The sequence below is a fragment of the Bradyrhizobium sp. CCBAU 53421 genome, from assembly GCF_015291625.1.
Classification (GTDB): Bacteria; Pseudomonadota; Alphaproteobacteria; order Rhizobiales; family Xanthobacteraceae; genus Bradyrhizobium.
On the sequence record NZ_CP030047.1, the window covers coordinates 7,823,769 to 7,836,566 of the forward strand.

Below are 12,798 nucleotides of genomic sequence, written 5' to 3' on the forward strand. Positions count from 1 at the left end.
GGCTATTCAGCGGCGAGTCGGCGAGCGAGGTCGTCGTCCGACATCAGGTCCGGATCGATTGCCATGAGTTCGCGTTTGGCTTTCTCCTTCAGCGACACAACGGTCGCTCGCGATTGCTCGCCGATGCGGTCCACCTCCACGATCGTGTCCATGTGCTCTAGAACCGCGACCCGCTTCTCGAACGGGGCTGCGATCACGAACTGCAGGCCGAGGTTCTTGTAGAAGCTCATCATCTGGCGCTGGTTCTTGCCGTCCATCTTCGAGAACGCCTCGTCGAACATGGCGAGCGCGAAGCCCACCGGCTTGCCGGCACGCCGCTCGGCGCTGCCGTAGACGGCTGCGAGCGAGGCACCGATAGCGACATAGATAGGCACCTGTTGTTCGGCTCCCGACCCGGTACCGCGCCGCTGCTCCCAGCGCGTCTTGCGGCCAGTGACGACGTCCTCCATGTGGATCTCGAAGGTGTAGAAGTTGCGGTAGTCCTCGAACTGCGTGAAATCTTTCTCCTTATCTTCCAGCAACGCTTCGAGTGCCAGGATCGTGTCCTTGTGCGGGAAGTCTTCCGGCACGTCGCCGCGGAACAGCATGTCCAGCGCCTCCGGAGACGTCCTGGCGATCTCGATGATCTTCAGAATAGGCTGAAATTCGACGACCTGCGCGCTGTGGAACGAATACCTCTCGTTATGGAAGGGATGCGCCTCAAGGCTCCGATTCAGGGACCGGAGCTCCCGGTCCATCTTTCCGATCCGCGCAGTCAACGCGTTGATGAACTCGCCGCGCAACAGGGTCGAGGCCTTCTCCGCCGCTTCGCGGGCCTGACGTTCATATTGACGCAATTCGTTGGATTCTATGTCGGCGATCTGCTGCGCCATCCAAGGCTGCACCTCCTGGAGTGGCTCGCTCTCGACGCCGATCTGGGAGCTGATAGTGAACTCCTCGAAGAAGCCGCTGAGGAATTCGCGCACCTGCCGTTCGATTCTGATGCGGTCGTCGTTGGCACCCTCGGCATCCTTGACGGCCTTATCGGCGATGGCGCGATGCCGATCGACCTCGTTCCTGCTCGCGCGGCCATCGAGACGCGCCCGGTAGACGGGCCTGCCTTTCGCCACCGCATATAACGGCAGGTTCTTGAGGAACAGCGCCCAGGCGATACGCAGGTTGAGCTGCGAGCCCGGCACGTTTTCGCCGTCGCCGAGTCTTTCCTTTGCCCTATCCGCTTCGCTGCTATGCCTGTTGTAGAGGATCTGCTGGGCCTCGCGTGCGTCAGTCCTGATCTGCTTGAGGTTCAGCTGGGCGGTCTTCTTGTCGCGGAGACCGCCGTCGCCGGCCTCGTCCAGGGCGGCGAGCTTTGCCTGCGCATCCGCCCATTCGGACTGAGCCGCCGCGAAAGCCGCGGCGCACGTCTTCAAGTCGCCCGCCGGAGAATCGCACAGAAGCTTCAACGCCAGGAAGGCGCTCTCGGCGAGTTGGGCCTCCTTCGCCGCCGGCTCCAGAGACTGATCGAGGTCGTCCGCCTGCTCTTGCAAGACGCGCAGCGCGTTCTGCTGCGCCGTCTTGCCAATCTTGTGCTCCGAAGCATTGATCGACCGGTGACTGCGGACCAGGCCGTCGTCGTAGAGGCCATCCTTCATGATGGCGCGGCCGGGCCTATAGAACTGATCCAGCGTGTCCGCCAGCCGCACGGAACCGTAACGGCGCATGATGAACGACAACGCGTCCGGATCCTGCGTACGGAAGATCGACGGAAACGTTCCCCGCTCCGGCTTGGCTCTGAACTGCTCCAGCTTGTTCAAGCTCACCAGAGACGTGCGCCGGAATTCGCGCCGCCCTTCCTTGAAGATCGCAGTCGCCGCGCCGATGTCCGCTCGATCGACGAATACCGCATCGCGGTCGCGGCCGAGGAGCGCTTCGGCAGCCCCCGTCCATTCCGGATCGGCAACTTCGATCAGTTCACAGAGTACCCGCGGCGCCATTCCCTTCTGCCGGAGCTTCAGGCAGAGCCGCTCGGTGTCAGGCTCAAGATGCGCCCGCGGTCCTCCCGAGGAGTGCTGGCGGATCCGCTCAAGCATATCGTTTCGCTGGCTGCGAAGAGCGGAAAGCCGCGCAATGAGCGTCTGGCGCGCCTCGTCGAGCTGCACGAGCCGCTGCACCCCCATCGCCGTCACGGCGGCTTCTGCCGAGGACTGTTCGTCAGAAACGCGCTCAGCCGATGCGGCACCGACGGCGGCGAGCAGCCTGTCCACGACTGCAATGAGATCGTCGAAACCGCGCCCGTGCATCGCCCGCAGTGGCTCCAGCCGCCGGATTGTTTCGAGGCGCGCCTTGAAGTCGGCCGCCGCACGCTGCACCGACTGTTCCGCGACGGCCACCGCCTGGTGGAGGCCCTTCCTGCCGGTCTTGGCGTCGTGCTCGGCGATGGCCTCCGTAAGCCGCTGGAGTTCGGTGTCGATACCCTTGATATCCTCCTTCAAGAACTTTAGCTCTTCAGCCGCCGCATCGCGCTGCGCGACCGCGCTCCGGAGCTTGCTCCTGAAGTCGCGGTTGATGGCGCGAGCCGCGAGCCACTCCGCACGCTTGGCAATCCACTGTTCGCGGAACTTGGTTTCCAGCGCTTCTTCCAGGGTCGCGAGGATCGACCGTAGCTGCTTGAGCGCCTCCAGCTTGAGCCGCATTTTCTTGATAGTGTCGCTGATGTTCCGGTAAGTCTGGATCGACTCGCGCAATTCCTTGATGCCGATCGGACTGTCCTCGAGGATGTAGTTCCGCACGAACTGCGTGGCGGTCTGGTTGTGGTCGAGCGTCATAGCGTTGACGATCGATTTCTGCAGCGCGGCGGCATTCTGTTCGCCGTACGGCGAGTGCGGCAGGAGATGGCGCATGTACTCGCGGACGTAATCGCTCGCCCGGTCGCGGTGATTGACGAAATTGCCTTCGCCCACGGCCGCGACGACGCGTGCGCGCACGTCCTCCCATTGTGCGGGAAACAACGACTTTCCGCGCTGTTCGATAAAATCCTTGGACGTAAGCGTCGCGCCGACCGTGATGAACAGCGCCAGTACGGTCTCACGGCTATCGGATTTGCGGGCCTCGAGCGCCATACCGATGGTGATCGGCGGCCGAACTCCGTCCGTGTCCTCGAAGCTAAGAGCGACGTAGGTCCGCGCTTCGTCGCGGCGACGTTGGTCCTCGCCGAGCGTGCCGAGGCAGTAGTCGACCACGCTGCGCTTCGAGGCGCTGCGCGATTTTCCGCCGTCGCCGGCAACGGCATTCAGACGCAGGAAACGCCGGCTGCCGCCCGTCAGGACGACCTGAGCCATGTCGAGGATCGTCGACTTGCCGGAACGGTTCTCGCCGAGCACGCCGACATGGGCGTTCACCTCGATGTCGGCCACGTCGAACAGGTGCCAGTTCACCATCGTGAGGCGGCGCAGCTCCATCATGCGTCATCTCCCGTCGTCTGCGGCAGCCGAGCTTCCTCGCTCCGAACGTAGCGCTCGAGCCGCTGAAGGGCGTCGCCGCCGCTTATCAGCTTGATCATCGGACGGAGCCTGACTTCGCAGTCCTGCTGCTCATCGTCGAAGTCGCCGATCTCGATGAGGCTGCGCTGGGCCGCCTCGCGCAGGATGTCGCGGAAGCGTGCCGGCGAGATCGCGCCTCCGCCGCTGTGCTGAGCCATCTCCCGATAGCGGTCGAACAGGTCATTCAGTGTGGCGACGACGACCGCGCGGTCTTCGACCGCTCCGACGTTCACCTCCTGCTGCCAGTACGCCGCCAGCACCAACATCACGATGGTCTCGTCGAGCTTCATGCGGGGCAGCGGAACGTCCTCGTCCATGGCGACGATGCCGGCCCATTGCGCTTCCGGATCGCGATGGACGCGGAAACCGCAACTGTCGAAGAAGCCGTCGATCACGTCGCGAAAGCGACCGTCCATGATCGTGTTGTAGACCGTCCCGGTACGGGGGTCGCCGGCAAACACGAACTGCCGCCGCAGCAGGAAATGCAGCGCCTTCCGGAGATCGGCCGCCTTTTCCGAGCCGGCAGATCGTTCGATGTTCTCGAATTCACTGAGCATTTGCCGCCCTCTCCTTGCGGAACGCGCCCGACCGCGTGACCACGAAGTTCGCGCAGCTGAGCCATTCGCTATCGTGCGGCGGCGTGTCAGGCGAGGGAGCTAGATCAAAGCAGGCCCCGATCTGTGGCGGCACTTCGCCGGTCAGTGCGTAACGGCGGGCGCAATCGAAGGCGAGGAAATCATCGACGGTATCGATCTCCATGAAACGGGCCTCCTTCGTCGCGAATGGAGGTACCTGCTCTTCGAGAAATCTCCTGACGTCCTCCGGCCGGGGCGCGATACGGGCGATGTACTCCAGGCGAAGCTGCTTGCGCAGTTCGTAAAGCGGATCCGATGGCGGCGCGGCGAGCTCCCTGGCCTCGACGGGGCGTCGGGGCTGCCTCGCCGGTGCCTGATGATGTTCCGACCACGGCGACCGCATCGGCTCGATGCTCCACTCTACGGTCGCCTCGCCGTGCCTGCCGCTGCGCAGCAGTGCGTCAAGCCGGCGCACCAGGTCGCCGGCGCGGCCGACGAGTCCTTGTGCTCCGCGCTCGGCGTACTTGATGGTGTTGCGGACGCGCGCCTCGAGCTGCCTGCGAAAGGCCTCGATCCGTTCGAACATCTCGCCGATCTGCTCGAAGATGCTTTCGACGGCCAAGAGATCGTCCGCCGCCGCCATCCGCCCGTCCTCGACGTCGGAAGCCATGCTGTTGGTGGCGTACTCTTCCGCGAGCACCTGCATCGTCTCGGGCGTGTAGGAAATCCGCCGCGCGAGATCGACGATCGCATCGCGGAACCGGTAGGGATGATTGACGGTGAGGATGGACTCGAAATCCTTCAGCAGCAACTGGTCCACGAACTCCTCGAAGAACGCCTCAAGGCGAGTGCCGACGGTCTTCGATTCCATGACAGTCCGCCGGATCCGTTTGAGATCGGCGAGAATGGCGCGCAGGCTCTTGGTGAACTGGTCGGCCTGATTGCGCGCCTCGCGGACGGCCAACGCAGCTTCGCGCTGCTTGCGGTCGGTGATTTGCGGAGTGAGCTTTTCGACTGCCTCAAGATTCAGTCGGATCTGGACGATGAGACCGCCGAAGCGCTGCGAGAGGTCCTTGTTGAGGCTCGCCAGCCGCTGGATGACGAGCAGCGGGCCCATGGCCATGTCGACCGTGACCCGGAGCCCGTATTCCTCCTCTTCGAGCCATCCCCAAGCGACGAGCCGAGCGTATAGCTGGCGCGCCATTGCGAGCGCCTTGTCACCCCTCTCGGAGGCGAACGCGACATCCGCCTTCCTTATCCGACGGCGCCCCGCCGATACCATCTCGGGCAGACTGCCGAAATCGTCACCTTCGCTCCATAACGTAGTATTAGCCCGCATGACGTCGTAGATCGCGTGAACGACCTGCTGCGGGGTCGGAAACGCCGGCGAGCCGGTGAAGTATCGTTCATGGAGATCGAGCAAACAAGCCGCGTAGAGGTGCTTGTGATCTCGCGAAAAGGCCAAAAACGCGTCGTCATGCAAATGGCGGAATAAGGACAATTGACACGACTCCTTAGGGTCGGCGTCATCCCGATGAAGGCAGAGCGAGCCGACACCTAAGCTTATGATCTGCCGGGGAATGCTCTAGTTGACGTGTATCACGGGGCGTGCGCAACCCGGAGGGATCAGTTCATGGTATGTTCCTCTATAACGTGCCGAATGGTCCCTGTCGAGACTCCAAATGTCGAGATCGCGCCCGCACGCCGGCAACATCAGCAAAAGTAGTCTGGAGATGGATTGAAACCGATGACATCCCTAAGGAAATTCGAAACAGACTGCCCAAAGACTTGGTCTGCAAACCGTGTTGTTTGGCCGGCATCGAAGGACACGCCAGGCGATTTTTCGCTCCCCCGGTTCGTCACCGCATCTCGCGCGACGCCGGTTCGGCGAACGGGTGTAGGAGCCTCATGTGCTGGCTGTCCTTCAAAATCCGCCTACCGTCGGTTCGTGCCACGCGGGGGTCGGCCTCGATCGCCGCGGCGATGACATTGCATGGCGGAGCCGACAGCCCAAGATACCGACAGAATGCATTGGCCAGTGCATCTGTCGAAGCGTTGCGCAAGTATAGTACCGATACCGGCCTGACTTACCGGTACGGAGCGTCATGCCGCCGCCGCAGCTTGCGCAGGTCGCAATGCCCGTGAGGAGGATCGGCCCCGTCACCACGCGCGGAGGCGTTGCTTTCGGATTTTTGGCCTTCAGCATCGCCTGCACGGCATCGAACGTCGCAGCGTCGATGATGGGATCAACGGCGACCGCGACCTGATCGGCTTCAGGCTTGGCCTCGCGCGTTTTCCAGACCTTGCGGTTGAACCGGTGCTCGCCCTTATAGGTCGCGCGGGTCAGGATTTGATGCAGCGGGCCAATGCCCCAGCGCGCACCGACGCGCGTGCGGTAGCCGTGCTCATTCAGCCAGCAGGTGAGAGCCTTCACGCCCATGGGGCCGGATGTGCCGTCACCCTTGAGGAAGAGCTTGAACATGAGACGCACGACTTCGGCCTCGACCGGATCGATGGCGAGGCGCTTCTTCGTCTTCGCGCCGCGCTGTTCGGCATCGATCACCGCATAGCCGTAAGGCGCTTTCGATCCGTTCCAGAATCCCTGACGCGCATTCTCCTGCATCGCGCGCAAAGTATGCTTCGCGTTCTCCTTCGATTGATACTCGTCGAACAGCGCGAACACCTGCCGCACCATCACGCTCATAGGATCATCGCCGAGATCCTGCGTGATGCTGACCAGCCTTAGGACTTTTTAGAGGATATCATCGTTCGACATAGCGGCTCAAAATATCAGGTTGATATCGCGGCACGGTACAGCGCCTTCGTTCGCGGATCAGCGCATCCGCTCAAAGTGCCGCTCTTGATTCCCGAACTTCGATTTGAGGGACGCGCCAAGGCGCACAAGTATCGGTTGGATTTTTGCATCATCGACGGATCAACGATGCAGAAAAAAGGCTTCGAGCTGTCGCCTTGGTCCAGCCATGGCAAGCTCACGGCGACAAAGGGCAAACTTCAAAAGGACATCAACGCGGAGGCAAGTGCGAATTTCGACAAGGAAATGGCCAAGCATAAGGCCTATTTCAAGAAGCATGGCATCTTTGCCTCGATTTTCACCGATGCCGATCTGATAGATATGGACAAGGTCTGGGCCTACATTGCCGACTTCCTCGAACCGAAGGAGGTGATGGCGCAAATGAATCTTCACCTTCGGAACAATTTCTTTAAGAATAAGAAAAAGCCACGCAAACCGTAAAGATTGGCCGATTAGGCCGCCGTCTGGCGCGCTGATTTCGGGAGGCTTGGGCATTTCGCTGCCCATTCAGGGCCTATGAGGCCCGTAACCGAAAGAACGAGCTCGGGCGGCACGCGCATTCTTGCCGCCGTGAGCGCTTTCACCAAGGCATCGGCCTGTCCGTCGGCTCTCAGGCCGTCGGCAATCAGATCGTGGATCAGAAGCTCTGCGGTGCACAGCACCGGAAGTTTGGGAAAGGAGCTTCGGCAGATCGCTCTTGCCTTCCGCTCGTCAATGAGAGCAATTCCTGATATTTCATAGGCACAAGCTATCGTGGCTGCCTCTCCGTCGTCTAGCGTAGCGGCGGTTGAGCCATCGATAAGGGATTCGTAAATCCGTGCCCCGGTGGATTGTACCGATAGCGTTCGGATGAATCCAGCATCGGCGAGTTCCAGAAGGCGGTCATGATCGCGGTGCCCCTTTGTCGATCCGTTCGCCAACTCGAAAGAAGCGTTCTCTGTCACAAAGAAGGGGCTTCCAAGTGCGTTGATGATGTCAGCAGCACGGCCCGTTGCATTCAGATTAATGACAACGCTTGCGTCGGCGACGAGTGCTATGTGTGGACTAAGGGGAAAGCTTGACGAGTTCATTCGCTTCGCTTTCTTCAGTTTCCACACCATCAAGAAGCACTCTCACCTCGTGACGATCCAGATGGAGCAGACGCGCAAGCTGCCCCTCGCTGTATATTTCCTTCTTCGATGCCTCTCGCGCAAGCAAGGCTAGTCTGGGCGGCACAGCTCCTTGCGCGCGAGCAGAATAGGTCTTCCGGTCCGGCAATTCGCCTAGTACCTGACAGACCTGATCGTCGGTAATCCCACCATTGGCAGTGAACCAGTCCCAGGTGCCCTCACGCGCTAGCTTCAGCTCCTCAAGACGCCGGACGATAGCTTCTCGTGATACGTGCAACGCGTGCGCGAGAAGGATGATGTGACGCCGCGTCAAATGAGACTGACCTGCCGTGATCTCCGCGAAACGTTGTCGGACGGTCCGGGCGGGCATCGTAAAGGATCGCTGGAAACAGTTAGCGTATCGCTCCTCTCGCGACGTGAACCGCTCGTCCTCAGTAAGCACTTCCGGCTGACGCCTCGTCGAGATTAGATGCGCGGCCTCATGCGCTCCGGTTTGATTCAGGCGTTCCGGGGGATGATTGGAGTTGAGTAGAATACAAGCGCCCGCCGACTCGTCAAAAGCAAACAAACCGGAAACCTTGCCATCCAGAGGCCGCACGTAGACGCGGACGCCGAGTTGCAAGTCGAGAATGGACACAATGTCGGTGATTGGACCGGGGCCAAGTCCCAGCCAGTCTCGTAACTCCTGAGCATCCTGCTCCGCCTGAGCGCGCACGTCTCCAGGCAATATGGGGCGTTCGGGCGGATAGTTTCGGGTGCGGGTTACGCCGAGCGCGTTTTCCAGCTCCAATTCCGCGCGGACTAGGTCGTTCAACAATCGGGTCGCCCGTTCGACCCCACTGTCCTCATTTTCTGCAAGCTTGCGGAAGCGGGGAATCATATCGAGATGAACGGCTTCGCGGCGCAGCAACGCGTTGGCCGAAGTGCCGTAGATGTTCGCAAGCTTTTGAAGTTCATCGATCTGGACGCGTCGCTTGCCTTGTTCAATGGCTACAAGGGTGGTTCGCACCACGCCGACCTGCGCAGCCGCATCTGCCTGAGTAAGCTTTGCGCTTTCGCGCGCGACTCGCAGCCGCTCCCCGATTTCCACGTCCGTTAGCCGTTCACCGCTCATTGACTTGCCCGCGTCCACTTCCTGATGAAGGAGCGCGCTCCCAGATCATTCACAAAGCTGTTCCACTCTGCGGCATGCCGTTCAAGCATGCCTATAAGATTTTCTTCGGCATCCTCGGCTGATAGCCCAAGTGCCATTCCGGTCAACACGGCGTGACGGCGGACGGTTGGACGAGCATCTTCCTCTGCCATATCTGCCATGTGATCAAGATGGAGCGTTCCAGCGATGGCGTACTGCTCGAAGGCCGCGCTTTTTCGTTGAAAGTCCGGATGGATTGCTTCGGCAAAGGTAGGAGCTCGCAAGTCTTCGCAGATATACTTTCCCGGCTCTTCGCTAAGGCCCGCCGCGTGCACGCTCATTCGCCTCAACATGCAGGCCGCGCATACGCCGCATTGAAGTTTTCTTTTGTTAAGCGCGCTCCAACGACTGTCTCGCCAGCACGACTTCGTGTCTCTCCAGGAATCACCCTCCGGCATAGCTGCAAATTCGCGCAGCGTCTCTCCCTTGGTATTCCAGAGGCGAGGAAATTTGAATTCAACCGCATGGCCCGTGAGCGCATTCAAGAAGCGGCTCATCAGTCGCGTGAACCTCGGGTGGTTCCGGTAGTCCGGATACCCATGATTTACAGTCACTAGCGCCGGGCCAATTGCACCTTGCCCGCTTTCGGGAATAAGAATGTCGCTTGCGTTCGTCAGATAGGCCGCAAGGCCACTGATCAGCGCGAACTTGAAACCGCGGCTTCTTGCCGTCGTTTCTCCGTTCGTTAGAGCTGATTTGAATTTGTACGGCACTCTCGTGAAAGGCTGCAATCGTCCGTCGACAACAGGTTTTCCCGAAGCCTTAGCGCCGACGCGCACGCGAACAAGTTCTTTTCCGAGCGTCTTTCCAAGAAGCCCGGCCACAGCTCGCGAGTCCATGCCGTCGCTGTATGCGATAACGGCTTTCGTTGGCCGAGGGATCTGCAGGCACTCTTGCGCCGGAGAGGGTTCGGTCTTAGCCCGTTTGACGAACTCAATCTCCCAAAGATCGCCGGTCAGGAATCCCAACACTTCGTGCAACGATCCTGAAACGGAGGTATCGCTCCAGCGCATTGGATCGTGCACGGGGATGCGCAGTTCAATTTTTCGGGGCCAGCCTCGCGCCGGACGCTTGATGGCGCGATCAGAAAACTCGACCGCGGCGGCGACGACCATTGCGTCGTAAATCATCGGCTCCCATCGCGCGAACGCGAAGGATCGCAGGGCATCGGTGCTGAACTCAAGGTCACGATTGAGCTCAAGTCCGATACGGCCTTTCCGAGGGCGGCGACCCGCCTCAACCACATCAACCGCTCTTTCACTGATCTTCGGCTTGTAACACGTAATGGTCATAGTGGCGGTCCTTCATCTATCCCCGACTGGCGAGGCAGCGTAACTGACCGCTGGGAGGGCAGTTTAGTAAACGACATGAGCTCTCGGGCGAGACCTCCGCAATCGAGCTGCTGTCGGGCCCCGTCTAAGCGGACCCGAACGAACCCGGCGCTGCGGGAAGAAGCCTCGCGTTGATAGTGCTCTTCAATGCCGCGTATGTGGTCGCGTGCCGCGCCTTCCAACGCATTCGCCAAGGCAGCTTCGGTAGCGGTCTCGCCGCTCAGTCCCACGGCGACAGCTTCGATTGCGCAGTCGATAAGCTGGTGCGTCGCTGCAGAGCCATAGTGGCCTTGCCTTAGCACCTCCAGTCTTTCGATCGTCATATCTGGAAACAGGGTGCCACCTCCCAAGATATCCCGGACCTCGCCGATTGGTGCGCTCAGAATGTCCTTCTTGAGCGCATGAGGCAGTCCTTCCGCAACCTGATCCGACGAGAACGCCGCTTTCGCTGCTCGCTCGGCTAGGTCCTTCCAATGTCTCCTCATGGGGAGACTTCTGTGCGGTCCATCGCTCATCGGGGGCTCCAATGTCAGGACTATACTAAAAGAATAGTGACAATGTCAAATCTTATGAAGTGGATGATTTTCACAACTTAAGAATTGAGCGTAGATTTTTCATCTACTAAGATAGATTTTCCGAACCTGGCCTCTCTGGTGAAGAAAATTCGGAGAGCGGAGAAGATTTTTCAGAGGAAATACAATGAGCGTTGAATTTTCAGGATCGGTGAGCGTTTTTCACGACAGGCGATTGCCTGAGCCCGGTGTCCCAGCGGGTTATGCCGCGCTTATTGGAGCTTACAGGCTCTCCGTCCCAGTACCCCGAATCCTTTCAGCCATAGGGACCAAGCACCGGAGCGTTGAACAGAATGGTTGGCGCATATACACGCCGCGCCATGCTCCCGAAGCCTCGCTTGAAGGACACCTGACTTTTGCCCTCAAGAATGAAGGACTCGACCTTGCTATCCTGAAGCGACTTTTCCTCGCGGTCAAAGAGGGAGATGTCGCGGAGCTTGTCCGGCAGAAGCCTACCGGCATTTACACACGCCGTATCTGGTTTCTGTACGAGTGGCTGCTTGGCCGCGAGCTAAAGCTGTCGCTTACAGACAAGGTCTCATATGTGGACGCGGTTGATACAGATATCCAGTTCGCGGGGACAGGAGAGAATTCAGCTCGGCATCGCGTTCGCAACAACCTTCCCGGCACTCCGGAATTTTGCCCGCTCGTTTTCAAGACGCCTGCGCTGAACGAATTCATCGCGCAGGACTGGAAGGAGCGCGCGCGCGCAGTCGTAAGCGAAGTTCCGAAGGATTTGCTCGCGCGCACGGCTGCTTTCCTGCTGCTGAAAGATTCAAAGTCCAGCTACGTCATCGAAGGAGAGAGGCCGCCCCAGGATCGTATTCAAAGATGGGGCCGCGCCATCGGCGAAGCCGGGCGGGCGCCGCTTGACGAGCAAGAATTCCTGCGTCTGCAAGGCATTGTCATCGGAGACGAGCGTTTCGTGAAGCTTGGGTTTCGGCAGGAAGGGGGCTTTGTCGGTGAGCACGACCGCGATACGCAGCGGCCTATCCCGGACCACATCAGCGCGAGGCATGAAGACATCGCCCATCTCATGACAGGATTGATCGCATTCGACCATGCCGCAGAAAGCGAACTCGACCCCGTTATCGCGGCAGCGGTGCTCGCATTCGGCTTTGTCTATATCCACCCGTTCGAGGACGGAAACGGACGTATTCACCGATATCTCATGCACCACGTTCTTGCGCGGCGCGGGTTCAATCCGGCTGGCGTCCATTTTCCGGTGTCGTCGGCAATCCTTGACCGGATCATTGAGTACAAAGGCGTGCTGGAAAGCTACTCAAGCAGGCTACTTCCCTGCGTTCAATGGGAAGCGACTCCAAAGAACAACGTGAAGGTCTTGAACGACACCGGGGATTTTTACCGCTTCTTCGACGCGACCCCTCACGCGGAATTCCTATACGAATGCGTACGGCAGACAATCGAGCAGGACCTTCCAAACGAGACAAGCTTCCTTCGCAACTTCGATGCGTTCCGGTCCGGAGTCGAAAGCATCATCGACATGCCGGAGCGAACGCTGAACAATCTGTTTGGCTTTCTGCGGCAGAATCAAGGAAGGCTTTCAAAAAGGGCGCGCGAGAACGAATTCGCCGAGCTCACCCAGGATGAAGTTGCCAAGGTTGAGCAATTGTACGCGGACTCCTTTGGCCAAAGCGGAGCCGCAAGTGACTGACGGCGGATCTCATT

At 59.8% G+C, this 12,798-nt stretch carries 8 protein-coding genes and 1 pseudogene; 2 read left to right on the forward strand and 7 right to left on the reverse strand.

Annotation, left to right across the window (positions count from 1 at the left end):
* Window positions 1-2 precede the first annotated feature (2 nt).
* The 4 genes and pseudogenes from XH92_RS36460 to XH92_RS36475 form a co-directional block, all read right to left on the reverse strand.
* Entirely contained in the window at window positions 3-3,440 is a 3,438-nt protein-coding gene (locus XH92_RS36460) for an SbcC/MukB-like Walker B domain-containing protein (protein ID WP_194456380.1), read from the reverse strand.
* Complete coding sequence (locus XH92_RS36465; RefSeq protein ID WP_194456381.1) at window positions 3,437-4,075, reverse strand: DUF4194 domain-containing protein; 639 nt, start codon at window positions 4,073-4,075, stop codon at window positions 3,437-3,439. Before XH92_RS36465 ends, XH92_RS36460 begins: the two co-directional genes overlap by 4 nt.
* Window positions 4,065-5,516 (reverse strand): Wadjet anti-phage system protein JetA family protein, encoded by a 1,452-nt coding sequence (locus XH92_RS36470; protein ID WP_246787935.1) that lies wholly within the window; start codon window positions 5,514-5,516, stop codon window positions 4,065-4,067. Before XH92_RS36470 ends, XH92_RS36465 begins: the two co-directional genes overlap by 11 nt.
* A 621-nt stretch (window positions 5,517-6,137) precedes the next feature.
* Window positions 6,138-6,839, reverse strand: a pseudogene (locus XH92_RS36475) (recombinase family protein); the annotation flags it as partial.
* A gap of 114 nt (window positions 6,840-6,953) precedes the next feature.
* Here XH92_RS36475 and XH92_RS36480 point away from each other — a divergent pair.
* Window positions 6,954-7,346, forward strand: coding sequence for a hypothetical protein (locus XH92_RS36480; protein WP_194456383.1), 393 nt, complete (start codon window positions 6,954-6,956; stop codon window positions 7,344-7,346).
* An 11-nt stretch (window positions 7,347-7,357) separates the two neighbouring features.
* On the opposite strand, the gene XH92_RS36485 is transcribed toward XH92_RS36480, so the two are convergent.
* The 3 genes from XH92_RS36485 to XH92_RS36495 are packed head-to-tail and all read right to left on the reverse strand — an operon-like array spanning window position 7,358 to window position 10,498.
* Window positions 7,358-8,005 carry a hypothetical protein gene (locus tag XH92_RS36485; RefSeq protein ID WP_194456384.1) on the reverse strand — a complete coding sequence of 216 codons (648 nt, stop codon included), beginning with the start codon at window positions 8,003-8,005 and terminating at the stop codon, window positions 7,358-7,360.
* Window positions 7,950-9,128 (reverse strand): XRE family transcriptional regulator, encoded by a 1,179-nt coding sequence (locus XH92_RS36490; RefSeq protein ID WP_194456385.1) that lies wholly within the window; start codon window positions 9,126-9,128, stop codon window positions 7,950-7,952. Before XH92_RS36490 ends, XH92_RS36485 begins: the two co-directional genes overlap by 56 nt.
* The gene (locus XH92_RS36495) at window positions 9,125-10,498 is read right to left on the reverse strand and encodes a 7-cyano-7-deazaguanine synthase (RefSeq protein WP_194456386.1); all 1,374 of its coding nucleotides are present in this window, start codon (window positions 10,496-10,498) and stop codon (window positions 9,125-9,127) included. Before XH92_RS36495 ends, XH92_RS36490 begins: the two co-directional genes overlap by 4 nt.
* A 738-nt stretch (window positions 10,499-11,236) precedes the next feature.
* On the opposite strand from XH92_RS36495, the gene XH92_RS36500 reads away from it, so the two are divergent.
* Complete coding sequence (locus XH92_RS36500; protein ID WP_194456387.1) at window positions 11,237-12,784, forward strand: Fic family protein; 1,548 nt, start codon at window positions 11,237-11,239, stop codon at window positions 12,782-12,784.
* Window positions 12,785-12,798: the final 14 nt, after the last annotated feature.